At 49.7% G+C, this 24,639-nt stretch carries 23 protein-coding genes and 1 riboswitch; of the genes, 12 read left to right on the top strand and 11 right to left on the bottom strand.

Annotated elements, in window-relative coordinates; all coding sequences use genetic code 11:
• Nucleotides 1–19 precede the first annotated feature (19 nt).
• From NOM72_RS06555 to NOM72_RS06540, 4 genes are all read right to left on the bottom strand, one after another.
• Entirely contained in the window at nucleotides 20–490 is a 471-nt protein-coding gene (locus NOM72_RS06555; RefSeq protein WP_231681758.1) for an NUDIX domain-containing protein, read from the bottom strand.
• 298 nt (nucleotides 491–788) lie between these two features.
• Nucleotides 789–3,194 carry a DNA topoisomerase IV subunit A gene (gene parC / locus NOM72_RS06550; RefSeq protein WP_058265960.1) on the bottom strand — a complete coding sequence of 802 codons (2,406 nt, stop codon included), beginning with the start codon at nucleotides 3,192–3,194 and terminating at the stop codon, nucleotides 789–791.
• Complete coding sequence (parE, locus tag NOM72_RS06545) at nucleotides 3,187–5,157, bottom strand: DNA topoisomerase IV subunit B (protein ID WP_023468335.1); 1,971 nt, start codon at nucleotides 5,155–5,157, stop codon at nucleotides 3,187–3,189. The genes parC and parE overlap by 8 nt, the downstream gene beginning before the upstream one ends.
• 178 nt (nucleotides 5,158–5,335) lie before the next feature.
• On the bottom strand, nucleotides 5,336–5,737 hold the full coding sequence (locus tag NOM72_RS06540; protein ID WP_023468336.1) for a CoA-binding protein: 402 nt from the start codon (nucleotides 5,735–5,737) through the stop codon (nucleotides 5,336–5,338).
• Nucleotides 5,738–6,166: 429 nt separating this feature from the next.
• Here NOM72_RS06540 and NOM72_RS06535 point away from each other — a divergent pair, with 429 nt between their 5' ends.
• From NOM72_RS06535 to NOM72_RS06495, 9 genes are all read left to right on the top strand, one after another.
• Nucleotides 6,167–7,207, top strand: a complete 1,041-nt coding sequence (locus tag NOM72_RS06535) for a tyrosine-type recombinase/integrase (RefSeq protein ID WP_195865040.1) — start codon at nucleotides 6,167–6,169, stop codon at nucleotides 7,205–7,207.
• Nucleotides 7,208–7,237: 30 nt separating this feature from the next.
• On the top strand, nucleotides 7,238–9,847 hold the full coding sequence (locus NOM72_RS06530) for a DEAD/DEAH box helicase (protein ID WP_255998307.1): 2,610 nt from the start codon (nucleotides 7,238–7,240) through the stop codon (nucleotides 9,845–9,847).
• Complete coding sequence (locus NOM72_RS06525; protein ID WP_058713097.1) at nucleotides 9,844–10,374, top strand: glycerol-3-phosphate acyltransferase; 531 nt, start codon at nucleotides 9,844–9,846, stop codon at nucleotides 10,372–10,374. The genes NOM72_RS06530 and NOM72_RS06525 overlap by 4 nt, the downstream gene beginning before the upstream one ends.
• A 12-nt stretch (nucleotides 10,375–10,386) precedes the next feature.
• Nucleotides 10,387–11,937 carry a GNAT family N-acetyltransferase gene (locus NOM72_RS06520; RefSeq protein WP_174316320.1) on the top strand — a complete coding sequence of 517 codons (1,551 nt, stop codon included), beginning with the start codon at nucleotides 10,387–10,389 and terminating at the stop codon, nucleotides 11,935–11,937.
• A 289-nt stretch (nucleotides 11,938–12,226) separates the two neighbouring features.
• Nucleotides 12,227–12,904 (top strand): 50S ribosomal protein L25/general stress protein Ctc, encoded by a 678-nt coding sequence (locus tag NOM72_RS06515; protein ID WP_023468341.1) that lies wholly within the window; start codon nucleotides 12,227–12,229, stop codon nucleotides 12,902–12,904.
• Nucleotides 12,905–12,999: 95 nt separating this feature from the next.
• Nucleotides 13,000–13,099, top strand: a riboswitch (TPP riboswitch).
• A 100-nt stretch (nucleotides 13,100–13,199) separates the two neighbouring features.
• Nucleotides 13,200–13,772: an ECF transporter S component gene (locus tag NOM72_RS06510; protein WP_047390306.1), complete on the top strand. Its 573-nt coding sequence runs from the start codon at nucleotides 13,200–13,202 to the stop codon at nucleotides 13,770–13,772.
• Nucleotides 13,769–15,298, top strand: a complete 1,530-nt coding sequence (locus NOM72_RS06505; protein WP_255998302.1) for an ABC transporter ATP-binding protein — start codon at nucleotides 13,769–13,771, stop codon at nucleotides 15,296–15,298. Before NOM72_RS06510 ends, NOM72_RS06505 begins: the two co-directional genes overlap by 4 nt.
• Nucleotides 15,270–15,992, top strand: a complete 723-nt coding sequence (locus NOM72_RS06500; protein WP_255998300.1) for an energy-coupling factor transporter transmembrane component T family protein — start codon at nucleotides 15,270–15,272, stop codon at nucleotides 15,990–15,992. The genes NOM72_RS06505 and NOM72_RS06500 overlap by 29 nt, the downstream gene beginning before the upstream one ends.
• A 55-nt stretch (nucleotides 15,993–16,047) precedes the next feature.
• The gene (locus tag NOM72_RS06495; protein WP_255998298.1) at nucleotides 16,048–17,079 is read left to right on the top strand and encodes an NAD(P)/FAD-dependent oxidoreductase; all 1,032 of its coding nucleotides are present in this window, start codon (nucleotides 16,048–16,050) and stop codon (nucleotides 17,077–17,079) included.
• 72 nt (nucleotides 17,080–17,151) lie between these two features.
• Here the strand turns inward: NOM72_RS06495 and NOM72_RS06490 are convergent, their stop codons facing one another.
• Nucleotides 17,152–17,970 (bottom strand): alpha/beta fold hydrolase, encoded by an 819-nt coding sequence (locus tag NOM72_RS06490; protein WP_023468346.1) that lies wholly within the window; start codon nucleotides 17,968–17,970, stop codon nucleotides 17,152–17,154.
• A 154-nt stretch (nucleotides 17,971–18,124) separates the two neighbouring features.
• Here NOM72_RS06490 and NOM72_RS06485 point away from each other — a divergent pair, with 154 nt between their 5' ends.
• Together NOM72_RS06485 and NOM72_RS06480 are read left to right on the top strand one after the other, a co-directional pair.
• A complete protein-coding gene (locus NOM72_RS06485) occupies nucleotides 18,125–19,393 on the top strand; it encodes a hypothetical protein (protein WP_255998295.1) in 1,269 nt (422 codons plus the stop codon).
• Nucleotides 19,390–20,658, top strand: a complete 1,269-nt coding sequence (locus tag NOM72_RS06480) for a hypothetical protein (RefSeq protein WP_023468348.1) — start codon at nucleotides 19,390–19,392, stop codon at nucleotides 20,656–20,658. The genes NOM72_RS06485 and NOM72_RS06480 overlap by 4 nt, the downstream gene beginning before the upstream one ends.
• 1 nt (nucleotide 20,659) lies before the next feature.
• Here the strand turns inward: NOM72_RS06480 and NOM72_RS06475 are convergent, their stop codons facing one another.
• The 4 genes from NOM72_RS06475 to NOM72_RS06460 form a co-directional block, all read right to left on the bottom strand.
• Entirely contained in the window at nucleotides 20,660–20,896 is a 237-nt protein-coding gene (locus tag NOM72_RS06475; RefSeq protein WP_023468349.1) for a hypothetical protein, read from the bottom strand.
• A gap of 116 nt (nucleotides 20,897–21,012) precedes the next feature.
• Nucleotides 21,013–21,342: an antibiotic biosynthesis monooxygenase gene (locus NOM72_RS06470; protein ID WP_023468350.1), complete on the bottom strand. Its 330-nt coding sequence runs from the start codon at nucleotides 21,340–21,342 to the stop codon at nucleotides 21,013–21,015.
• 32 nt (nucleotides 21,343–21,374) lie between these two features.
• The gene (locus NOM72_RS06465) at nucleotides 21,375–21,998 is read right to left on the bottom strand and encodes a hypothetical protein (RefSeq protein WP_255998292.1); all 624 of its coding nucleotides are present in this window, start codon (nucleotides 21,996–21,998) and stop codon (nucleotides 21,375–21,377) included.
• On the bottom strand, nucleotides 21,995–22,426 hold the full coding sequence (locus NOM72_RS06460) for a GNAT family N-acetyltransferase (RefSeq protein WP_255998290.1): 432 nt from the start codon (nucleotides 22,424–22,426) through the stop codon (nucleotides 21,995–21,997). Before NOM72_RS06460 ends, NOM72_RS06465 begins: the two co-directional genes overlap by 4 nt.
• Nucleotides 22,427–22,470: 44 nt before the next feature.
• Here NOM72_RS06460 and NOM72_RS06455 point away from each other — a divergent pair, with 44 nt between their 5' ends.
• A complete protein-coding gene (locus tag NOM72_RS06455) occupies nucleotides 22,471–23,256 on the top strand; it encodes a pentapeptide repeat-containing protein (protein ID WP_255998288.1) in 786 nt (261 codons plus the stop codon).
• Nucleotides 23,257–23,323: 67 nt separating this feature from the next.
• Here the strand turns inward: NOM72_RS06455 and NOM72_RS06450 are convergent, their stop codons facing one another.
• Together NOM72_RS06450 and NOM72_RS06445 are read right to left on the bottom strand one after the other, a co-directional pair.
• Nucleotides 23,324–24,052 (bottom strand): nucleotidyltransferase domain-containing protein, encoded by a 729-nt coding sequence (locus tag NOM72_RS06450; RefSeq protein ID WP_255998286.1) that lies wholly within the window; start codon nucleotides 24,050–24,052, stop codon nucleotides 23,324–23,326.
• Nucleotides 24,033–24,506, bottom strand: a complete 474-nt coding sequence (locus NOM72_RS06445; RefSeq protein ID WP_029341746.1) for a hypothetical protein — start codon at nucleotides 24,504–24,506, stop codon at nucleotides 24,033–24,035. The genes NOM72_RS06450 and NOM72_RS06445 overlap by 20 nt, the downstream gene beginning before the upstream one ends.
• Between the last annotated feature and the right edge of the window lie 133 nt (nucleotides 24,507–24,639).

Raw genomic sequence — 24,639 nt, 5'->3', positions numbered from 1 at the left:
AAAACAAAAAAACACGGAATTAACCGTGTTTTCGACAATCATACGGACGTGTCCGTTCCAATCGATGAATCAAACGATCCAGGAATATATGATGGCGGCGTTCAAGTTGCGTGATCCGATCAAGTGGCAACCACGCGAAATCAAAGAAATCACCGCAATCCTGACCGTCACCAGCCACACAATGCGTCCAGCGGTTCTCTTGGCATTCGATGTGCGCATGGTAGAAATACGTGTAATGCACGCGCATTCGCTCCGGATAGCGCATCTCTTCTTCGCCGATGTACTGGACGGATGCTAACGAGAGACCACTTTCCTCAAGCGTCTCACGGACAGCCGCTTCCTTAGCGATTTCAGCATCTTCGATCGTACCTGCCGGGATCTGCCAATCACTCTCAGGAGCCGATTGTGGATGAAAAACAAGTAGTTCCCATCCGTTAGGTTTTTCCCGAGTGATATAGATTGCTACTTTTTCGCGACGTCTGAATTTCATCTTCATCACCTCTCCAAGGTCGGCAGATTGCACAACAAGCAGCTAAAGGGACGGTCCCGTAGCTGCTTGATCAATTGACGCTATAAGCAAAGCTGCGGAGACGCGTGACCCGACGCTTGTTCGTGACGAATCGTGACCTGACTATTTCTTCTATTGTAGCCGTTATTGGTCAGTGTTTCAATTTGTAAACGATATTTATAGCGATAAATCTCAAAATTCCGAGCATTCGTCTCAAAATTCCCCTCTCCTGCCCCGCTAAGTCTAAAAAAGCTCCCCCGTTATCCGGAGGAGCCTCATCTTATCGTGTATACCAGTCGAGTAAGGGACCGAATTTCTCTTCATCGTAGGCAAATGAACCGTTCGATAAGCGGTCGAGGAACGATAACGAACCGATTTGGATCGTTTTCTCTTGCTCTTTTCCGCTGAGGACCAATTCTTTCGCTTGTGTGACGTCGATCAATGCTGCGACTTGGTGTGGTTTCGATTTCAAATCACGGAGCAACTGTAAGCCACGGAGCGCACGGCTCGAGACTTGGAACTGATCCGCGAGGCGCATTTTCTTCAAGGCACCCCGTTGCGTCAAGAGAACGATCTGTGGTGCTTCCTTGAAGCCAATTGCACCCGCGACAACATCTTGATCCTTCAGGTTGATCGCTTTAACACCGGCAGCCCGGACACCAACGACAGGAACGTCGTCTTCCGTGAACCAGAGACCGAAACCGTTCTGTGTTGCAAGGAACAGCTCCGTTTGACCCGTTGAGACCTGAGCATACAAAACTTCGTCGTCTGCCTTCAAACGGACACCTTGAAGTGGTTTTGACTTCCGCTGGGCGTTGTAGTCACTCAGTTTCGAGCGTTTGACCATCCCTTGACGAGTCACGAACAAGCAATGCTGTGCTTCGTCGAACGAGCGGACGAGATCCGCTGAGAGAACCCGGTCACCCGGTTCGAGTGGAACGAGGTTCGCGACGTGTTGACCGCCATCTTTCCACTTCGTATCCGGCAATTGATGGACCGGAATCAGCAAGTAATTCCCGCGAACGGTCCAGACGATCAAGTGATCCGTCGTCATCGCTTGGCCTTGGAGCAACGGACGATCCTGTTCCTTCAAGTCCGGTAAGTCGTTCGAAGCACCGAATGAACGGAGCGACGAGCGTTTGACGTACCCGTTTTTCGACAGGAAGACCATCGTTTCTTCGACAGCGATCATGACTTCCGTCTTCAGCTTCAGTTCTTCAACTTCCGCTTCGATCGTCGAGCGACGTTTGTCCGCGACTTGTTCCTTCAAGACTGTCAATTCCTTGATGATGAGACGATTCCGTGTCTTTTCATCGTTAAGGATCTTCTCAAGACGAGCGATTTCCTTCTCGAGTTTCGCTGCTTCTTCCTGCAACTCGACGATATCGGTATTCGTTAACCGGTACAGCTGGAGCATGACGACAGCTTCCGCTTGGCGATCCGTGAAGTTGAAGCGCGCGATCAGCTTCTCCTTTGCGTCCGCTTTGTTCGACGCAGAACGGATCAAGGCAAGCGTCTCATCGAGGACAGAGATTGCTGTCATCAAGGCAGAAACGACTTCCTGACGGCGTTTCGCTTGTTCGAGATCAAACGCTGTCCGGCGGATGACGACTTCCTTGACGTGTGCAAGATACGCATCAAGTAGTGTCAAGACGCCCATTTGCCGCGGTGTCCGTTCATGGATCGCGACCATGTTGTAGTTATAGGCAATTTGTAAGTCAGTCTGTTTGAGGTAGAAGTGTAAGACACCTTCTGCGTCCGCTTCCTTCTTCAACTCGATGACGACCCGTAAGCCGTCGCGGTCGGTCTCATCACGGACTTCAGCGACACCTTCGACCTTTTTATCAAGACGGAGTTCTTCCATCCGTTTAACGAGATTGGCTTTATTGACCTCATACGGGAGCTCCGTGATGACGATTTGCTGACGACCACCCCGCAGTGTCTCAATCGTTGAGCGCGAGCGGATGATGACTTTCCCGCGTCCTGTCTCGAACGCCTTCTTGATGCCGTCAAGCCCTTGGACAACACCACCAGTCGGGAAATCAGGACCTTGCATGTGCGTCAACAAGTCATCGACGTTCTGGACCGTACCGGAAATCCGACCAATCGCAGCATCGAGGACTTCTCCCGCGTGGTGCGGTGGAATCTCGGTTGCATAACCAGCGGAAATCCCCGTCGAACCGTTCATCAGCAAGTTCGGCAGGAGTGACGGTAAGACGAGCGGTTCTTCCGTCGTATCATCGAAGTTGAGCGTGTAATCGACGGTTTGTTTGTTGATCCCGTCGAGAATCAGACTCGAAACTTTTGATAAACGGGCTTCCGTATACCGCATCGCTGCCGCGCTATCGCCGTCGATTGATCCATTATTCCCTTGCATATCGATCAACGGGTAACGCAGTTTCCACTCTTGGCTCAAGCGGACCATTGCTTCATAGACCGATGAATCACCGTGCGGGTGGTAGTTACCGATGACGACACCGACCGTCTTCGCCGATTTCCGGTAAGCACGGTCAAACAGGTTGCCTTCCGTATGCATCGCATACAAGATACGGCGTTGAACCGGTTTCAGACCATCCCGGGCATCCGGTAAGGCACGATCTTGGATGATATATTTCGAATAACGACCAAACCGGTCGCCGACGACTTGCTCGAGCGACAGGTTCAGGATGTTTTGTAGATTAGACATGTTCGTTCACACTCTCTTTCGTCACGTGCTCATTCTCGATGATCGAGAGGTCTTCCGCGAGACCGAAGGCGACATTGTCCTCGATCCACGTCCGGCGGTGACCAACGTTATCGCCCATTAAGACCGAGACACGTTTTTCCGCAACAGCAGCATCGTCGATCGTGACCCGAATCAATGTCCGTGTCTCGGGATCCATCGTTGTTTCCCAGAGCTGTGGTGCATTCATCTCCCCAAGTCCTTTGTAACGCTGGATCATATAACCTTTACCGAATTTCTTCGTCGTTTTCTTGAGTGTCTCTTCGTCCCAGACGTATTCAAATTTCTCCGATTTGCCTTTTCCTTTTGAGACACGATAGAGCGGTGGTAAGGCAACGAAAACCTTCCCAGCGTCGATCAACGGACGCATGTAGCGGAAGAAGAACGTCAATAGCAAGACTTGGATATGCGCGCCATCGGTATCGGCATCGGTCATGATGATGACTTTGTCGAAATTACAATCCGACAAGTCAAAATCGGCTCCGACACCACCACCAATCGCGTGAATGATCGTGTTGATTTCTTCATTCTTCATGATGTCAGCGAGTTTCGCTTTTTCCGTATTCAAGACCTTACCACGGAGAGGAAGGATCGCTTGGAACGTCCGGTTCCGTCCTTGTTTCGCAGAACCACCGGCAGAATCACCCTCGACGAGGAACAATTCATTCTTGTCTGCGTTTTTCGAAGCAGCAGGTGTCAGTTTTCCGTTCAAGATGCTCGAGCGTTTCTTCTTTTTCCCGTTTCGTGCTTCTTCGCGGGCTTTGCGTGCTGCTTCACGAGCTTGCGCTGCGCGGATCGCTTTTTTGATCAACAGCGTCGCCGTTTGCGGGTTCTCTTCCAAGTACGTCGAGAGACGACGACTGATGACAGCGTCACAGCTCGTCCGTGCTTCCGGTGAACCGAGTTTCGACTTCGTTTGTCCTTCGAACTGAAGGAATTCTTCCGGAATTCGGATCGAGACGATCATCGTCAACCCTTCGCGAATATCATTTCCGTCAAGGTTCTTATCCTTTTCCTTCAAGAGCGTGTTCTTTCGGGCATATTCATTCATGACCCGCGTCATCGCCGTCTTCGCACCGACTTCGTGTGTTCCACCGTCGCGTGTCCGGACGTTGTTGACGAACGACAGGACGTTTTCCGAGTACGCATCCGTGAACTGGAAGGCGATATCGACTTCGATCTCGTTTTCCGTACCTTCGAACGCGACCGTCGGATGAAGCGTATCTTTATCATCATTCAAGTACTGGACGAATTCGCTGACACCGTCTTGGTACTGGAAGATGTCCTGTTTATCGGACCGTTCGTCCGTCAGCGTAATCTTCAGACCTTTCAGCAAGAAAGCGGATTCGCGTAAGCGTTCCGCGAGCGTATCGTAGTTGTATGTCAACGTACTGAAGATCGAGCCATCTGGTTTAAAGTAAACGCTCGTTCCTTTTTGACGCGTCGTACCCGTTTCAAGCAACGTCGTCTTCGGCATCCCACCGTTTTCAAACGTTTGCTCATATTGTTTCCCGTCACGGAAGATCGTCACTTTCAGATCCGTTGACAAGGCGTTAACGACCGACGCCCCGACGCCGTGTAAGCCACCAGACGTCTTATATCCACCTTGACCGAACTTACCACCAGCGTGAAGGACCGTGAAGATGACTTCAGCAGTCGGTTTTCCAGACGCATGCATCCCCGTTGGCATCCCACGTCCATGGTCACGGACCGTGATTGCATTATCTTTATGGATCGTAACGTCAATTTGTTCCCCGAACCCTGCGAGTGCCTCATCGATCGCATTATCGACGATTTCGTAGACGAGATGGTGAAGTCCACGGTGATCGGTTGAACCGATATACATACCTGGGCGCTTCCGGACTGCTTCGAGTCCTTCGAGCACCTGTATGGCATCATCATTGTAGTTATTTAAGTCTGTCGCCATTCATTTCACCTCAAAATTCGAAAGTACGACGTCGTTTTTACAAACGTTCGTTCGTTATTTCGAGTAGTCTGTCTCTAATTGTAGGCATCTTCTTGCTTCCTGACAAGCATAACCTGTAAAGCGCATGAAAAAAGACACCTTCACGAACGGGTGAAGATGCCTGAAATCGTGCGATGACTCACAGATATTGATGCTCGATTTTGATGCAACGATTCTCAATATATGGAATACCAGCACCAAGTGCGAGACTTTCTGCTTCGACACTCGAGAGACCAAGCTGATTCCAAATCATCCCGACGTCACCGTGAGCAACAGCATCTTTGGCGACATCCGCTAAAAACTCAGACCGACGGAAGACATCGACGATATCGATGTGTCCTGGAATACTTGCGACGCTCGGATAGACTTTCTGACCGTTCCACTCGTTTAATGTCGGATTGACTGGAATGACTTCGTATCCGTGTTGGACTAAGTAGTCAGCAATCCAGTTCGCGGTCTTTCCGGAATCACTCGAGACGCCGACGACGGCAATGCGTTTCGCATCCTTCAAATATTGACGTGCTTGTTGATCGGTAATCATCTAGAACTCCCCCTTATGAAAATAACTCTTACCTAACACTCTATACCCGAACCGAGATGAAGTATGCGAAATCGAGCACGTTTTCGACGTTTTTCAGAAATCGTCTTGAAATCAAATGAGTCGACCGATGACCCGTCGAACGACTTCTCGATGCAACTGAGAGCGAAATTGAATATTCATTCTTTTTTGATGATTGAGGTGACATAATACTATTATTGTCATTAAAGAGAATGTCGTAGCTCAAAAACGATAAAAATAGGTTAAATTCTCACGTGCATCGAGTTGACCAACGACCCGTCTGGTGCGTTGTCGATGCAACTGAGCGCTCCCTGTCTGACAATTTAACGTTGCGTGAAATAACTATTTCACGCAAACAAGTGTCTGACGCACCAACGTTTGGTATACTACCACTAGAGGGGTGATTGTCGGATGAGTTTATTTAAAAACCTAGGAAAAACGATACATAAAACGACCGTTTCGGCTACAGCACCAGCGATTCCCGGTTATGAGCGGATGCCACGCTTCATTCAGTCCTATTTGGATCAGTTAGCAGCAAAACATTTCTCGTTAGCGACGATGCGTCGCTACGTTTACGACTACGAAGCGTTCTTTCAATTTGTCGCTGCAGCGTCTGGTGAAGAAGTAACGGCGCGGGATATTCCGCTCGAAGCATTTGTCGAGATCGATGCAGCAGGGATCGAAGCTTACGCTGAATATCTTGCCTTAACGAAACAAAATGCATCAAGTGTCATCAATCGGAAGTTATCAGCATTACAGTCGTTGTTCCGTTATTTGGTCGATACAGGGCAGTTGTCGGAAAATCCGGTCGCCAAAGTCAATCGTCCGAAACAAGCAAAACGGGAACCGGTTTATCTGACGAAACGCGAATGGGATGAATTGATTCAGTTGTTACCGTCAAACGTCGAGATGAATGCCCGGGAAGCATCACATTATGAACGCGATCGCGTCCGCGACGTGACGTTGTTCCAACTGCTCGGTTATAGCGGGATGCGCCTCAGTGAGATGACCCAACTCGTCTGGAACGATGTTGATTTTCACGAAAACACGCTTCGCGTCATCGGGAAAGGTAACAAAGAACGACTGATTCCACTCGCGAAACCAGCTCGGATTGCCTTGCGCAAATACGCGATTCATTATCAGATGCCAACGAGCGGCGCCGTGCCTGTCTTTCAAAAACACGGAAAACCACTCAGTCCACGGGCAGTCCAGCATATTTTGCAGCGGCACACGGAACGCTTAAAACCGGTCCTGCCCTTTTTAGAGCGCAAAAAAATTACACCACATAAACTGCGGCATACGTTTGCAACACGACTTGCGACCGGTGGGGTCGACGTTCTGACGATCCAGCAGCTACTCGGTCACGAATCCGTCGCAACGACACAAGTCTATGCCCATATCGGTGATTCCGAGAAAAAACGCGCCGTCGATTTATTCGATGGTGAACGATAATTATATTATGTAAACTAAAGGGGGAATAACATGAATTACGGGCTCAGTGAACGGAAAATCAAACAGATGTCTGATGCTTATGCCTTTCGACGGGGAAAGAAGTATGTCGCCGCCCGCAAGGTCACGTTGCACAATTACCGAATGGGTGACGAGCTGATCGAAGCGAGTGTCGACGGTGAAGAACGATTCACGGTCATCGTTCGCGTTAAAGCGCACGGTGTCGACGCTGGATGCAACTGTCCGTCACTTGCGATGGATACATCGTTTTGTGGACATATCGTCGCCGTTTTACTAGCGATGCATCATGTTCAGGCGCATGGTACACCGACACCGCTATCGCCGCAGATCCGTCCGTTCACGGCGATCCAAGTCGATGACGCTGGCGCGCGCCATTATTTACGCAGTCTCACACCGGATCGTCGGGTAGCGATTCATTTCGAACTGACCGGACCCGTCGTGACGCTCAAACGACTGACGGACAAGCAACAGCATCAACTGTCCCTGCCCTACTTCGATCGTCTGCTTGGACAGACAGAGTATTTGCAGCAAGTCGCCGATGTTTCGTTCAGTCCTGATTTGCAAGAACGAATCGTTTCCGGGACACCAATCGTCAAACTCCATCTCGACCGAACGGCTCAAGAAGTCGAAGTCCGCGTGTCGTTTGATTATCAAGGGATTCAGCTGAATCCGCTCGACGAGACGATTTACGCTGGTCGCGATCAAGTAACGGAGCAAAGTGTCTTACGCTTCTTACGTGAATTCCAAGCAACGCCACGTGACACGCGCTACATCATTACGCGTGACGCCGCGCAATATGCCTTTCTGCGGAGCCTGCTTGACGAACGGATTGCGCTCGGTCAACTGGAGTTATTTGCAACACAAGCGATCCGGACGACGTTACCAAAAGGACCGTTTCATCCGCGGATCGAAGTCGACGTGACGGACCGCCTCGACTGGCTCATCTTCAACTTTTCAATGGACGGGATTCCAGAAGATGAGCTGAAACGTGTCCTGAAGTCGCTCGTCTTACAAAAACGGTACCACCGCTTGAAATCTGGACAGTTCGTTTCTTTAGAAACAAGGGCTTTTCAGCAGTTACAACGGGTCCTCGCTCAGATGGAAGCAAGTGAACGCGACTTACGCGATGGACGAATCGTCTTACCTGCCGTCCGGAACATGAAGCATCTGATCGGCGCCTCCGTCCTCCATCTTCACGCTGATTTGCTCGAGAAATGGCTTGAATTAAAATCCGGACAAGGATTCCGGCTCGACTTGCCGAATTCGTTAGAGTCACGACTCTATCCGTATCAACGGACGGGCATCCAGTTTCTGAAGAATTTGGACGCACAAGGATGTCACGGGATCCTAGCCGATGAGATGGGGCTCGGGAAGACGATTCAAGCGATTGGTTATATCGCGACGATTCCTGACCGTCGTGCGCTCATCGTCGCGCCGGCGTCACTGCTCCGCAACTGGGAAGCAGAACTGAAACGCTTTTTACCCAATCGACCGGTTCATGTCGTCACGGGTTCTCAAACTAGCCGACTCCGCGAACTGGAGCACTTACCTGACGATACGGTGACGATCGTCTCCTATACGACGCTTCGGACCGACGTCCGTCGCCACCCTGTATATGACGTCGTCTTCTTTGATGAAGCACAGCACTTGAAGAATCCGCAGTCGCAAACAGTCAGTCAACTACGGCATCTGCAAGCAAAACGCCGTTTCGCCTTAACGGGAACACCGCTCGAGAATCGACCGCGTGATATCTGGTCGATTTTCCATGTCCTGTTTCCAGAGCTACTGCCGGATCTAATGACGTTTGAGAAATGGTCGTTTGACGATATGCAACGGTTCATCCAACCGTTCTTATTACGGCGTGAGAAACAAGATGTCTTACAGGATTTACCGAAGAAACAGATCGAACATCATTATGTCGAGCTCGGTCCGAACCAAAAACGCTTATATGCGTCGTATCTTGCCAAATTGCAATTCGAGACGCTGCAACACTTAGACGAGATGAAACGCGAAGATCGTTTGAAGTTACTGGCTGGGTTAACGCGTTTGCGGCAAATTTGCAACGATCCGGGATTATTCGTCGAGGGATACAGAGGAGAAGCAACAAAACGAACGCGTCTGCTCTCATTGATTGCCGAAAAACGGGCAGCCGGAAAGCGGATCTTGATTTTCTCGCAGTATACACAAATGCTCGAGCGTATTCGCTCGGATCTCGCGCAACGTCACCTCCCCCACTTCCTGTTGACGGGTGAGACACCACTCGAAGACCGGGTGGCGTTATGCGATCGGTTCAATGACGGTGAAGTCGATCTCTTCTTGATTTCCCTGAAAGCCGGCGGAACGGGACTGAATCTCGCGTCTGCTGATACCGTCATCCTCTTTGACAGCTGGTGGAATCCCGCAGTCGAACAGCAAGCTGCCGATCGTGCCCACCGGCTTGGACAACAATCCGACGTGACGGTCATCAAATTGCTGACACGCGGGACGATCGAAGAAAAGATGACGGAATTACAAGATCGAAAAGCCCAGATGGTCGATGCCGTCCTGACGGCTCCAGACAGTGATGCCTTGACCGTCAAAGAACTCGTTCATCTCGTAGAAACAAAGGAGGAACATCGGTGATCCTTGATCTTCTGCTTGGTTACCTTATCGGCAGTATTCTGGGCGGTACGCTCTGGAAGTACGTCAGTCGAACCGATTTGGCTCAGGTCGGTTCCGGAAACATCGGTGCTCGCAACGCCCATCGTGCCGGTGGGCTCCCGGCCTTTTTATTCGTGTATCTGTTTGATGCCGCGAAGACCGTTCTTGCACTACAGATCACAGACGCATTTTATCCCGTTGCTCTTGCCGTGCTCATCGGTCACTTGTTTCCGTTGTTTCATCCGCGACGCGGCGGTAAAGGGTATGCCGTATTTTCCGGAATTGTCTTCGCCATCACGCCGTGGGCATATCTTGCCGGACTAGGCATACTCGGTCTGTCTTATCTCGTAACGAAAGATAGCGTCAAAGCAGGGCTGATTCCGGTTGTTCTGCTCCCGTTACTCCCCGTCTACTTTGACGCAGGATCCATCAATATCTTGTGTACCGTTGCCGTAAGTCTACTTGTCCTGTGGGCTCATGATGCACTTCACAAGCTAGTCATTACATAAGGAGGACATCTCATGATCGACTTTTCCATTGCCACCGCTTCGGACGCGGAAGCAATCCATGAACTGAACTACCTCACCTTCACGGAAGAGATTCCGCAACATCAACCGAACACCGAACGGAAACGGATTGACCGGTTTCATGATCAAAATACTTATCTGATCGGCAAGGAAGACGATCGACTCGTCGCGATGATTGCTATTCGGAAGCATCGCCCTTTTTCACTTGAGGAAAAAGGCGTGACGTTAGATGAGACATTGACGGACCCAGCGGAAATCCGTTTACTCAGCGTTCGTCCCGAATACCGCAATAGTCGTACGTTCATGCAATTGATGCGCTTTTTGATGGTCTACTTGGAACGGGAAACGATTGATCATGTCTATATCAGTGGTACGACACGGGAAGCTAAACTATATGCGCGGTTCGGCTTCACACCAATCGCAGCGACGCTCGGTAGTGGTGACGCCCAGTTCGTACCGATGTTGTTGTCGCGCGCGACATACGAACGATCCGTCATCGCGGACGTTTTACGTCCTCTGCATTTTCTAGCCGGTCCGGTCGAAGTCGCTCCGACGGTCCGTCAAGCGGCGCAACAAGCACCGCGCCCGCATCGGACGGCATCGATGCGTCAGCTCGATCAAAATTTACGGGACCGAATGTGTCAGTTGCTGGATTTGCCACATGTCTCGATGGCTGTCGGCAGTGGTACGCTCGCCAACGATATCGTCGCACAACAACTGAGTGGACATGGGTTGATCCTAAACGGTGGTGAGTTCGGTCAACGCTTGATCGATCACGCAGCACGAGCAGGAAAGTCCTTTGATGTCCACTCGCTTCCATCCGGTCACCCGATCGACTTGGAACAACTCGCGAGTCAACTGCATCAAACGGAATACGACTGGATCTGGTTGACGCATTGTGAGACGTCAACGGGCGTCCTCTACGATCTCGATGCGGTAAAAGCGCTGTTAGAACAACGAACCGCACTCATCGTCGATGCGATCAGCGCCGTCGGAACCGGGCGTTTCTCGTATGCCGGCTGCAGATTCGTCACGACCGTCTCCGGAAAAGCAATTGGGGGTTTACCGGGTCTTGCGTTCATCGGTCACGTAGATCGCGTCCTACCTTCTCCACGTATTCCACGTTATCTAGATCTCGGACTCTATGCGGAAGGCGTCGCCTTTTCCGGTTCCTCGAACTTGTTGCTGGCTTGTCAGGCAGCGCTCGATGCCCTTGATCTCGATCAAGCCGCTATCAAGATGACCTATCTCGAACAGGCCGTTCGCGCGACTGGTTTTAACCTGCTTGCGACGCAAGAAGCACAAGCGCCGGGAATTCTGACGATCGTCCATCCGTCGGCAACCGCTTTAGGAGACGCTCTCCGGATCCAAGGCTATCATGTTCAATATGAAAGCGACTATCTCGTCCATAATCAATGGCTCCAAATCTCAACGATGGGACAGACGACGATGCGGCACATCGAACGTCTCGTCCGCGTGCTGGTTCGTGAAAACCAACGCATCACCATAAAAAATGAAAAAAACGAAAGACCTCTCAACCCTTGATTTCAAGCGGTTTGGAGGTCTTTCGACTTTAAAAAATAAAAAATAGAGGTTTAAGGATTTAAAACATAGGGGTATAAACTCACTAGCACCGCATCAAACGGTGACTTACTCACACATGTTTCTCAATATCAGCGTAATGACCTGGGAGAGAAATGCAAAGTCACGAAAGCGTCAGATTCAAAAGAGTCTGAAACCGATTGTCTTAGCATATTTAAATTGTTCAGGACTTGTCCTGCTCCTACATTCATTACCTTTTGAGGGCTATACCAAATTCAAGGGGGAAATGAACATGTCAGTTAAATTAACAGCCGAAAAACGCGAGGTACGTCCACGCTCACTCCGTAAACAATTACGTCATGAAGGAAAAGCTCTTGGTGTCGTGTATGGTTACAAAGTGGAAAGTACACCAATCGCATTCGAAGAAAAAGAATTGCTTAAAATCGTTCGAGAAAACGGTGAGAACGTCTTGATTTCACTGAAACTCGACGGTAAAAATATTAACGTCTTGATCAACCGTCGTGATATGGATGTCTTCACACCAACTGTCGATCACGTTGAATTCATCGCCGTTAAAATGGATGAAGAGACAGAAGTCGAAGCAGACGTCGTACTCGTCGGCGAAGCAGCTGGCGCTAAAGTCGGTGGATTCCTGTCACAGACACTCTTTAAAGTAACAGTCGCAGCTACACCAGATAAATTACCAGAGAACGTCGAAGTCGACGTCACGAACCTCGAAATCGGCGATTCGATCTCTGTAGCTGATCTTCCAGAACAAAAAGATTTCCGTATCGTCACAGAAGGCGACATTCAAGTCGCAGCTGTCGTCGAATCAACGCTTGAACAAGAGCTTGAGGAAATCGAAGAAGCAGAAGCTGAGGCACAAGCGGAAGCTGGTGAAGACAACGAAGCGGAAGCTACGGAAGAGTCTTCAGAAGAAGCAAAAGAAGAGAACGAAGACAACAAATAAGTCGTTTGACGATACGCCCTTCGTGGCGTATCGTTTTTTTGTGTCTTGACAATAGACAGAAGATTGCCTAAAGTGAACAGCGTATCACCTATTACCATATCCACTAGGGGAGCCCATTTGGCTGAGACGATTCACTTCGGACCCTTCGAACCTGATCTAGTTCATACTAGCGTAGGAAAGTGGAGCGATCACATCCAATGACTCCTGCTGCGCGCAGTTTTTCTGAGGACCGCTCTCTTTTTTACGGAGGGCGGTCTTTTTTGGCGTCTCCCCCATTCTAAGGAGGACGTACCTAATGCAACACTGGAAAATGAAAGAAATCATGGTCATGATGATGCTCGCCGTCGCTTGCGGGGTCATCTATCTTGGTTGGTCAACACTCTGGTTACCGATGTCTGCGATCTTCGGACCTGTCGGTGCCAACTGGATGTTTGGGATCTGGATCATCGCGAGCCCGCTCGTCGCAGCAATCATTCAAAAACCAGGTGCCGCCCTCATCGCGGAAATCGTCGCGGCAGCCGTCGAGCTGTTCACGGGTAGTCACTTTGGTTTATCGGCTCTACTGATCGGGGTATGCCAAGGGCTTGGTGCGGAACTCGTCTTTGCGATGACGCGTTATCGTCGTTATGACACCTGGACATTGATGTTATCGGGTGTTGGAGCCGCGATTGGTAGCATTGTCTATAGTCTGATCGCGAACGGATTCGGTTACTACACGACGACGACGTTGCTTGCGACAACTGGCTTACAATTAATTAGTGGCGCATTACTGGGCGGCTTGCTTGCAGCGATTCTCGTCCGTCGCCTTGTTGCGACCGGTGTCTTGAACGGGTTTGCGGCAGGACGTGCGAAACGGGAAGTCGCATGATTACTGTCGACGATCTCAGCATCCGCTACCCCGGTCAGATGAAGTCGGTGCTCGATCATGTATCGCTGACGATCGAGCAAGGAACGACCCTTCTGCTCGGACGAAGCGGGAGTGGCAAGACGACACTGCTTCATGCCCTAGCCGGACTGACACCAGAGACGATTGAAGTCGAACAGACGGGAACCGTTACCCGGTCCGGTTCGGTCGGAGTGCTATTCCAAAACCCAGAAGAACAGTTCTGCATGGAAACGATCGGACGCGAAATCGCTTTTAGCTTAGAAAACCGGTCGATTCCACGCGAAGAGATGGAGGAACGAATTGAACGCTTACTCGCACTCGTTGGTCTCCCTCTCCCCTTCTCGACACCAATCGCGAGTCTATCCGGGGGGATGAAACAACGCCTCGCGCTCGCTGCGGTCCTGGCACTTGAGCCGACGATCTTATTACTCGATGAACCAACGGCTCAGATTGACCCGATCGGGCAACACGAGCTGATGGCGTTGATCTTTCAGATTCAGAAAGAACATGATTTAACGATCGTCTTGATCGAACACCAACTCGATGTCTGTTTACCTTACATCGACAAAATCGTCTTACTTGAGGACGGATCGGTGACTGCAACGGCGCATCCGCAGGATTTGTTCCCGCAGGCGTATACGGATCTTCAATCGAAAGGGATCGCTGTTCCCTCTTTGTATCCGTACACGTTAGAGACGTTACCCATAGATGGACCACAAGCAGCGCGACTTCATGTGCTTCCTCCAGTCGCTACTGCAGGCATTCCCTTGTTACACGTCGCTGCATTATCGACGAAAGCCCCTTACCCGCTGACCGATGCGACATTTTCCCTGAAGACGGGAGAATGGGTGATGCTGCTCGGGGCAAACGGCTCCGGGAAAAGTACGTTGCTTGCAACACTCGGTCGGTTGCTCTCGCATCAAGGAACATACCGGTTCCAGGAACGTTCGGCTCAGCGTTACTCCCGGCGACGCTTTTATGAGCATGTCGGCTATGTCTTTCAACAACCGGATCTGCAGTTTCTCAAACTGACAGTCGAAGCGGAAATCGACTGGAGTCACCGGGCAGCGACGAGTGATGAGCGCACAGCGTTGCTCGAACGACTGGAACTCGCATCTGTCAAAGAGCAGTCACCGCTTGCGCTTAGTACGGGGCAACAACGACGGCTCAGCGTCGCGACGATGCTCGGGCAGACGAAGGATTTATTGTTGCTCGATGAACCGACGTTCGGACAGGATGGATTGACGACACGGCGGCTCATGGAACAGTTGTTGACGGAACAACAAAACGGAACGACACTCGTCATGGCAACGCACGACATGGAACTCGTCGCCCGATACGCGGATCGTGTCCTCGTTATGGAGCAAGGCCGAATTGCCTTTGATGGAAGTCCGAGCGAGTTATTCGCTGATGTTCCGTTACTCGAACGCTGTCAGCTACAACGTCCACTTTCGTACCAATTCCAGGAGGTGAAGCGCAATGCAGACGAACGCGTCACCGTTCGCTAAACTCAATCCTGTCATCAAAGGTAGCGGATTGTTTTTGATCATGTTTGCCTTGATTGCAACGAACGACTGGGTCAAGACGTTGGTGTTCCTGAGTTTTGCTATCGCGCTGCTACTCCTCTCCGGGTGGGGTCCTCACGATTTCTTGAAACGACTCGCACCTTACAGTCTATTATTCTTATTGACGTTCTGGATGATGGCAGCCTTCGGCAAAGGAACGAATCCTCTATGGTCGTTTGGTTGGTTTCATGTCACATCGGAAAGTGTTATGCACGGCTGGTTACTTGCCTTACGGATGGCAACGTTCGTCTGCTTAAGTTTCGCTTTCGTCACGACGACCGATGCGACCCGGTTCGTGATGAGCTTGATTCACCAAGCAAAGGTGTCGCCTCGCTTCGCGTACGGATTTCTTGCCGGGATCCGCTTTCTGCCTCAACTGGTCGAAGAAGTTCGCGTCTTACGGCAAGTTCGGATGATTCGGAACGTTCACAGTCGCTTTCCTGGTGATGCGTTCCTATCAATCGGCTTACCGCTCTTCTCGCGATCGATCCAGCGGGCAGAACGGATGGCGATCGCTTTCGAAGCCCGTCATTTTTCAGCAGAACGGACATATTATGAAGTGCCAGTCGTTCAGCGCCAGGATGTTATCTATCTCATGGTCATCCTCCTGTTCATCAGTCTTGTCTTTTGGCTATGATTATCGCCACCCGTATCCGGGTACATTCTAGCAAGACAGATTGAAGGAGAACGACATGAAACGAATCCTCTTGATTGGTGCAGGGCACGCTCATCTGCATTGCATTACCAATGGACCAACAGAAGACGTCGAGTGGCTGATTTTAAATGCCTCGACGTACCAATATTACTCGGGCATGTACTCCGGACTTGCTGACGGAACGTACGATATCGATGAGATCCGTATCGACGTCGCCGCACTGTGTCGCGCCAATGATAAACAGTTCATCGAAGAGACCGTCATCAAAATCGACCCCGATGAAAAGCTCGTCTTCGGTGCATCCGGCAGACGCTACACCTATGACGTCGTCTCGACGAATATTGGCTCGTTCGATTGGGCGGAAGATACGACACGATTATCGATTAAACCGAACTACCGGTTACCCGATACATTAAAGCGTCTGCAACAAGCAAAGCGTCCAGTCTTGATTGGAAGTGGTGCAGCGGCCGTCGAGATGGCGGCGTCCTTAAAAGCAGCGGGTGTACCGATCACACTGATCACGGATCCAGAGTTACTTTCAGGACACCCCGCAGCGGAAGCGATTGCGAGACGGTTAAAAGAACTCGATGTATATTGGATCCGGGAACGTCCAATAGATGACGAACCACCACTCCGCTTCAAGCATCACCCTCCAATCGAGTCGGATGCGATCATCCGCTTAACGGGTGCGAAAGCACCGGCATTGTTTGCAGACAGCAAGCTCTATACGGAAGACGGTTTCCTAATCGTCAATGAACAGTTGCAAGCGCTCGATCATCCGAGTCTGTTTGCTGCGGGTGACGCGGCGACCCTCGTCGCTTATCCCGATATTCCAAAGAATGGCGTCACAGCTGTCCGGCAAGCACCGATCTTACTGGCAAACCTCTTACGGTACGTCCAGGAAGAGACACTGCAAACCTATCGTCCGCAAACGAACTATTTGACGATTTTATCGATGGGATCGCGTCATGCGATTTCCCTGTATGGCAATCAGTATTCGACTCACCCGTTCGGTTGGTACCTGAAGCGCTGGATTGATCAACGGTTCATGCGGAAGTATCGCCCTTAAAAGTGTGCGCCGGCGCACACTTTTTTTTGTACACAAAAACAAGCCATGGACGGGTGTCCATGGCTTGTTGGATTAGACGGTTTGATTTCCTTTAACGTACGAGAGTAACGTTTCGTTGAACTTCTCTTGTTCATCAAGCAACATACCGTGCCCACTCTCTTCGAAGACTTCAAGTCGTGCATGTGGAATTTCCTTTTGCATTTCTTCCGCGAACTCGAACGGACAGACTTGGTCTTTTTTACCGTGGATAATTAACGTATCGACTTTGATGTCTCCGAGTTTCCCACGTAAGTCTTCGTCACGTAAGGCGATCGCTGACTGAATCGTACCGTGGGACGAAGCGGCGATACTAAGTCCATGGAACCATTGTTGAAGTGGTTCTGGATGTTCTTTCGCAAAGAAGATTTCCCCGAATCCTTTAAGCATCGACGGACGATCTTGTTTCGTATCGGCAATCAACGCATCGACTTCTTCTTTTGTCATTCCGTATGGATAGCCGTCTCGCTGTGTAAAGACAGGTGCTGCAGCTCCTGCGAGAACGAGCTTACTGACTTTTGAATCCCCGTATTGCAAGAGATAGGACAAGGCGATTCCTCCTCCCATCGAGAAGCCAAGCAACGTGACGTTCGATAATTTCAGCTGTTCGATGACTTCATTGATATCGGACGCCATCGTCTTATAATCGTATCCCGTTGCCGGCGCATCTGATTTGCCATAACCGCGATAATCGATCCCGACGTAACGGTACCCTTCTTCGACGAGCAGGTTCTTTTGATACTCGAACATATTGTTGTTTGCTGGCCAGCCGTGTAGAAAGACGACTGGTTGACCCGATCCGACATCCTCGACATAAATCTTCGTGCCATCAACTGCTTGAATGAATGTACCCATCATAAAACCCCCATAGTAATAGATTGACCGTGCATGCATCTATTATTCCCGACTCAAGAGATGTCAAACATCTTGATGTTAAAGTGTTATAGAAAATTCTGTCTATTCTTGAAATTATGGTAAAATATAGTCATTAGGATGAAGGAGGGTTTTCATGAGACGCTATATACATACCGGTATTCTCGCAGGCGCAGTCCTACTTGCCGGATGCGGTAAAGAACAATACTTAGACCTTACATATGATGCCAATTACTGGGGCGGTATTTCGACTACTTTTGATGGGCAAGAGATACCGGATCTCCCCAAAAAACAAACGGCTGCTTTGTTGAAGGTTTGTCAGCAAAAACCAGACATGAAGCACTTACCTGACCGATACGTGCAACACGAAGGGTTTGACTTATACTTCCTGCCTCCGAATGTCCAAGGGCGTGAATTCCAACACGTTCGTTTCCTATCAGACGAAAAAAAGGACTATCTGGCCTGTCAGCCGATTCGCCACGCAGATTATACGGTCCATCAGATTAAGCGAAGTGATTATCCATTCGTTGATTGGTCAAAACAACCGGTTAAAGCTAAATCGACGATTGTCCGCTTTAAACCTGTACCAAAAAAAGTAATGGATCAGCAAAAACAGGAAAATGAAGAAAGTAAGCAATCGAAAGAGATGGGACATTACCTCTTCCCGTCCTACCAGCTGTCCTTACCACCGGAAGGTCAATTCGTTCTTTTCATGAAAGACAAAAGTAAGGACGACGAACAAACACTCTTTGAGACGACCGAATCCCTATCCGGTTCCGAATTGAATTTAGCTTTTCGTGTCATTCCGAATAGTGGTTTGCAACATACATCAATCGAACTAATGACCAGTGGTGATCGTATCGGAATTCCATCCGTCATTCAAGATCATGTGATGGGGCAATCGTATCAAATCGAACGAAAACAACTTCCTGATACACTTTCAGTGGGACAGACGGTTCCTTTTGCGACTGTTCGGAAGAAAGAAGAAGGCAAAATCATTCAGGAAACATCGATTTATATGCGTCTCAATCCGACTTACGAAAAACCCGCGAATTACAAATACGTATTCTTTGATACATCGCCAACCAGCTATGTCGGTTTTATCCATCAATCACCGAAACAGCTCGTCGAGAGCGATTATAAGTTTGTCTCGGCAATACCGGATAAATTAGCGAAAAAAATCGCTCAGGAATTAAAAGAGACCGATGTCATGGAGCCACAGGGCACGAAACTAAATCAGAAAAAATTAACATTGATGCGCCAAGGAAAAAGCCAAACGTTCGAGCTATTTGAACGCAAACGCGCCAAAAAGCTTGAAATCTATGTCGTCAAAAAGGGAACAAAGAACGGTGCTAAGCTGTCGGGTACGACAAGTGAAGCACTCAGTGAGGTGCTTAACAAATGAACAAACGTTACTGGATCGGACTCACACTTGCAGCAACGCTCGCGTTAAGCGGTTGTCAAAGTGATGCGCCGAATTTCAAATGGGATTACTTATCGAAATTGTATGATGGAGCGCGGTTTAAAGGCAAAGAACCTCCGAAGATGTTATCGGAAAAGGAAATGAGTGTCATCATGGAGGAGTGTCGATCAAAAGCGGTAAAAGCTCCAAAAAATTATTCTTACGGTGACACGTTCTCCGTCGTGATGACGGCACCATTTGAAGATTACTTAGGACAAATGGCTCGTTATGTCCAGTCCGGAGAACAAACATATCTGTATTGTCAGAATATGGCTGACAGCGAGTATCACCTCTTATCAACCAAACAAGATGTCTTCGCGAAAACGAAGCTGGTTGAACATCCGAACGAGTTAGAAGTCCATCCAGACACCATTAAAAAAGAGGACTGGTTCTCACGTGATGATAACATCATAAACGGTTCTGTTCGAAAATTAGCGCTACCTGGATCAGGTTACCTGGTGATGAAAGCGACTGATGTAACGAAAAAAGACGAACGAAAGACATTCGTCGTCTATGCAGAAGCCCTTACTCCCTTTACTGAAGATACGAAGCTTTATCTGACGTACAATGAGAAATATAATGAGAATGACGATATATCGTATAACTCCTTTGTACGCATACCGCAATTGATCAGTGGACAGCAGATGGAGACGTCGATCCATGCGATGAAACAGCCCGGAAAAGTCCGCTTCATTCCTGGTGACGGCACACCGGAACATTACGGCACGCTTATCGCAACAGAAAAAAACGGACACCAATTCCGCTACGAATTGTCGATTCAGCACACGATGGAACGTCCGTCTGAGCTTGCTCGACAGGACTTATCGGAAGAAGATGTTCTATCCACTATCAATGACATAACACTCTTCCATCAAAAGCAGTTCAAGCATTATCTTTATGATCAAAGCGATTCTTCTAAAGATCGTCTTAAAGTCGAGGATACGATCATGATGACGAGTGATGAGTCCGGGAAATTGCAAAAAGCAATCAAGACAAGTGAACAGGCTGACGTACGAGGAAAACGGGCGAAGTGGAAATACTTGACGTTCCGAAAAGGAGTGAAAGGACAACAATACGAAGTTTATCTCGACAAGCGTGTCAAAAAGACCGATATTTACTTGAAGGATCCGAAACGTGACGTGTCGATTCACTTATCAGCATCAGGTCGTGACATCATCCTTTCCTTATTTGAGCTATACGAAAAATGACTCACACCATAAAGATGAGATGTTGGAGCAAATAAATCAAGGAACACCAGAAGATAAAGGCAATCCCCTCGCGTAACCACTCTTTACGCGTCAACGGTTCACGTAAGAAAGAGACGCAAGCAAACAGCAAGACGAAGAAGTAGAGATAAATGAAGCTACCGCTCGTCAAGAAACCAAAGAGCAGGATCATACCACCGAGGACGGACAGGCTAGAGACGACAGGTTTACGATAGACCATGCGGTGTCACCTCGTTTCATCTAGTTTGTTAGAATATACCCAGATTACGGGAAAACATTCTAATCTATCATTACAAACAACACCCCTGAGAGAAGTCTTCTCAGGGGTGTTAGTGTTTAGTCCACGACGGCACTGTGATCAGCGACGATCGCATATTCCGTGACGGTATTCGACGTCACGAGCGGTTTGACTTCCGACGTTCCGTTATCCCGCTTATGGTGCACGCCTTTGTACGCTTGACTCTCTTGCCATGCATGGAATGCCGCTTGATTCAACCATGTCGTCATGATCGTGACGATGTCTTCTTCTGCCTGACTGATATCGACGAGGACTTGCATCCGGTGGAACCCTTCCATTCGTTCAATTCCTTTCGTCGTCTTAAAACGCGCTGCGACTTGATCTGCTGCACCTTTGACGACGTGTAACTGGTTCATGACGATCCACATGTTCTTCTCCCCCTTTTTTCGTCTTCAGTATACTAAAAGTCATTCCGGGTTGAAAACGCGGATGCGTTATCGCTTGGTAACGTCAATCGCTGGATCGTCTCTTTTCCGTCTACGCTCGTCGCGATCATCTCGAAATAGAGCGAATGCGGGAAGGCATCCGGTAACGGTTGGACAGTATGGAAACGTTCCTGATTTGTTACTGACAAGGAGCGTTGCATCGGACGAAGCGGCGCTTCGCCATCAGCCGTCGTCTTATACGGCTCGAACCGGATCGATTTCATTTGTTTCGAACCGTTCATGCCGTAGGCGACAAGGTATCGACCTTCGTCCGTCGTCAACAAGCGACCTTCGAACCAGTCCGTCTCCCTCGTCTGTTTCGAGCGAATGATTCGGTCGATTCGTTGTGCCTCATCGGTTTGTTGCAGGAGCAAAAACAAGCGGTCGTGTTTCGCTTCAAGATACGCGACGGCATAATGCCCAGACAGTCGTTCGACGAAATAGACGTCGCGCGCTTCGACCGGTGTGTTCGTCATCTGTGTATATAACCGGGCGGCTTGCTTCGCCGTAAAGGAAACGGTCTCTTGACGTGGCTGTATCCCCGTCAGCGTTCCGAGCACGAGACCGAACAATAAGATGAGGAGGAGACGCCGTTTCATCGGTCGACCTGTTTGACGAGCAGGTGATAGCTCATCCCTGGTGGATAGTCATCGATTCGTCCGACTTCGACGAATCCCTGTCGCTCATAAAACGGAAGCGCTTGAAATGAGAACGTCTCGACGCGGATTCGCTGAACACCCGCTGCTCGTGCCCATTCCTCCAGTTGACGGAGTAACTGAGTACCGAGCCCGCTTCCCCGTTCCTCTTCGACGACGAAGAACCATTCAATATGTAACCAGCCCCAGTACATTTCCCCTGAGATGCCACCGATTGGTTGATCGTCACGTGTCGCAAGTAATGTGACGGCTTGTGTTCCCTCGGAGCGTTTCGTCGCATGAAGCGGTGAACGCTCGACATTATATTGACGCACTTGCTGCCTAAGCCAGTCCTGTCCGTCCTCATTTTCATTAAGTTGAAATTGCAGCATGTCCAAACTCCTTTCTTGTTATAGTAGTAGTGGAGGTGAATCATATGGAGCCTACATTCCAGATTGATTGTACGAAGTGTTTTGGTTTATGTTGTACCGCACTCGCTTTTTCGAAATCCAGTGATTTTGGTCATGACAAACCGGAAGCGACACCGTGTCGTAATCTTGACGCGGACTACAGCTGTCGCATCCATGACCGATTACGCGACAGCGGCTACAAAGGCTGTACCGTCTATGATTGTTTTGGTGCTGGACAACATCTGTCACAGCAGACATTCGAAGGCGATGATGCACCTAAGCGACGCCAAGCGATCTATGCTGCCTTCCCGAAGATGGTTCATTTGTTTGAGATGATGTGGTACATAACCGACGGAAAACGCGATGTCACCCGTGACATTCACGATCAACTCGATGAGACGCTTGCCGCACTGACCCGGTACGCGGCATTACCAGCCGATCAATTTGAACGACTTGACTTGATACCGGTTCGTCAAACCGTCCGACCACTCCTTGAAATGATTGCATCGCGTGTTCAAGCTCAGTATAGCGGAAGACGCGACCAGATACCACGCGACTGGGTCGGAAAACAGTTACCAAGACGTAATTTCTCAGGTGCCAGTGTTCAGAACCAGTGGTTGCTTTCGACGAACTTATCGCGCAGTAACCTGCGCGGAGTCAACTTTCTCGGGGCGGATTTGCGAGACTGTAACGTCAAGGACGCCGATCTGACGGATGCACTCTTTTTGACACAGGCACAAATCAATGCGGCAATCGGCAATGCAGCGACGCAGTTACCGCGTCGCTTACTCCGTCCGTCCCATTGGCGTTAAACAGAAGCGAACGATAAGGAGGCACGTTTTCGGTCGATTGATCCGAAAGCGTACCTCCTTTTGCTTGTTATCGTTTCCCGAGCGTAAAGCCGTCAAAATAACGCCCGCCAAATGGTGCAAGATAATCATCGACTAATGCGACGACTTCTCGTCGGTCATCCGATTGATAATACAACTCGAATGCCGTTGTGTGTCGACTAGCATAGTCTTCGTCAAATTCCGCAAGAGCACGGATCGCCCACTTCCCTTGCCCGATGTAGCAACGATTGGCGCGAAGGACGAACTCGATGCTCTGTTCATATAAACGTGACGCAATCGCTAAACCTTCCGCGCGGTTCGTCACACTCTCGAAGTCGTCGAGCATATCACTTAAAAAATAACGTGCGCGCTCTTGTTCCGAAGTCGTCCACGCAACAGGTCCGTCCGCCAATTGTTGAACGGCTTCCTGACGGATAGTTGCAAGTCGCGGATGATCCTCGATTGTCCAGCTGTCAGCAATCATTCGTTGCAGGGACGGGCGACCACGTTCCCGGTCACTCTCGAAAAACGGCTGGATCGTCTCAAAGGAATGGACGAATGCTTCGACCGGGACACCATCATGAATGAACGATTCCCGGTATGCCTGACCTCGACTCACTTCAAAGATGATCACATCGACATCTGATTGAGCGGTCGCTTGCCCTCGCGTATGGCTGCCGGCAAGTAAAACAGCACAGTGATTCGGGTAACGTGACGCAATGAGCGGCATGATCCAGTCGCACCACTCCATGCGTGTCTTAGTCTTCAACTTGTTCACCGATGCCGGAGAAGACGGCTAGTTCGTCACCCGGTACAGCGACGATCGTTGCATCGGCTCGGTGTGGCGCAAGACCAATATCGATCGCCCACGATTCATAATATGTATCCGATCCGTTCAGGACGAGCGTTTGTCCGTTGCTAAACGTTAGGAATAAGTGGGGTGCCGTCTTTCCGATCCGGACACCGGTGATGCGTTCCGCGTGAAGCGAGACGATCAAGTGTAACATCTCTTCCTTCGTCGCATGGCGGACGACCCAGTCCTGTGTCGTCTCGACATCGCCATAAAACAGACGATCCGTCTCGATCCGAAGTCGTAGTTCAGGCGCAGTCGTATCGAACAAATTGATGAATTCGAGCGTGACGTAGCCTGCGACATGGACCGTCGCTAACTGTGTGCCGATGAAATAGGTCGTCAAAAGCTGACGGGCGAGTTGATGATCTTCTTTGTTCATGATGAGCACCTCATTTAAAAAGAATGAATGGTATCGGGATGAGTCCGAGAAACTTACTTCCACTCAATTTACCACAAATTAGTCGATACGAACATGAGAAGAAAGGCTTGTTTTCGGTTTTCTGCGGCACGGA

The sequence above is a fragment of the Exiguobacterium sp. LL15 genome, from assembly GCF_024436095.1.
In the GTDB taxonomy this organism is placed as follows: Bacteria; Bacillota; Bacilli; order Exiguobacteriales; family Exiguobacteriaceae; genus Exiguobacterium_A; species Exiguobacterium_A indicum.
Note: the sequence above shows the minus strand (reverse complement) of the source record. Positions and strands in the feature narration are given on the sequence as shown.

Coding starts and splice junctions, on each gene's coding strand:
- parE (WP_023468335.1), bottom strand. CDS start 5,157: ATGGCGACAGACTTAAATAACTACAATGATGATGCCATACAGGTGCTC.
- NOM72_RS06460 (WP_255998290.1), bottom strand. CDS start 22,426: ATGCTGCAATTTCAACTTAATGAAAATGAGGACGGACAGGACTGGCTT.
- NOM72_RS06555 (WP_231681758.1), bottom strand. CDS start 490: ATGAAATTCAGACGTCGCGAAAAAGTAGCAATCTATATCACTCGGGAA.
- NOM72_RS06470 (WP_023468350.1), bottom strand. CDS start 21,342: ATGTGGATCGTCATGAACCAGTTACACGTCGTCAAAGGTGCAGCAGAT.
- NOM72_RS06495 (WP_255998298.1), top strand. CDS start 16,048: ATGAAACGAATCCTCTTGATTGGTGCAGGGCACGCTCATCTGCATTGC.
- NOM72_RS06540 (WP_023468336.1), bottom strand. CDS start 5,737: ATGATTACCGATCAACAAGCACGTCAATATTTGAAGGATGCGAAACGC.
- NOM72_RS06500 (WP_255998300.1), top strand. CDS start 15,270: ATGCAGACGAACGCGTCACCGTTCGCTAAACTCAATCCTGTCATCAAA.
- NOM72_RS06465 (WP_255998292.1), bottom strand. CDS start 21,998: ATGAAACGGCGTCTCCTCCTCATCTTATTGTTCGGTCTCGTGCTCGGA.
- NOM72_RS06490 (WP_023468346.1), bottom strand. CDS start 17,970: ATGGGTACATTCATTCAAGCAGTTGATGGCACGAAGATTTATGTCGAG.
- NOM72_RS06515 (WP_023468341.1), top strand. CDS start 12,227: ATGTCAGTTAAATTAACAGCCGAAAAACGCGAGGTACGTCCACGCTCA.
- NOM72_RS06445 (WP_029341746.1), bottom strand. CDS start 24,506: ATGAACAAAGAAGATCATCAACTCGCCCGTCAGCTTTTGACGACCTAT.
- parC (WP_058265960.1), bottom strand. CDS start 3,194: ATGTCTAATCTACAAAACATCCTGAACCTGTCGCTCGAGCAAGTCGTC.
- NOM72_RS06480 (WP_023468348.1), top strand. CDS start 19,390: ATGAACAAACGTTACTGGATCGGACTCACACTTGCAGCAACGCTCGCG.
- NOM72_RS06455 (WP_255998288.1), top strand. CDS start 22,471: ATGGAGCCTACATTCCAGATTGATTGTACGAAGTGTTTTGGTTTATGT.
- NOM72_RS06485 (WP_255998295.1), top strand. CDS start 18,125: ATGAGACGCTATATACATACCGGTATTCTCGCAGGCGCAGTCCTACTT.
- NOM72_RS06475 (WP_023468349.1), bottom strand. CDS start 20,896: ATGGTCTATCGTAAACCTGTCGTCTCTAGCCTGTCCGTCCTCGGTGGT.
- NOM72_RS06535 (WP_195865040.1), top strand. CDS start 6,167: ATGAGTTTATTTAAAAACCTAGGAAAAACGATACATAAAACGACCGTT.
- NOM72_RS06505 (WP_255998302.1), top strand. CDS start 13,769: ATGATTACTGTCGACGATCTCAGCATCCGCTACCCCGGTCAGATGAAG.
- NOM72_RS06530 (WP_255998307.1), top strand. CDS start 7,238: ATGAATTACGGGCTCAGTGAACGGAAAATCAAACAGATGTCTGATGCT.
- NOM72_RS06520 (WP_174316320.1), top strand. CDS start 10,387: ATGATCGACTTTTCCATTGCCACCGCTTCGGACGCGGAAGCAATCCAT.
- NOM72_RS06510 (WP_047390306.1), top strand. CDS start 13,200: ATGCAACACTGGAAAATGAAAGAAATCATGGTCATGATGATGCTCGCC.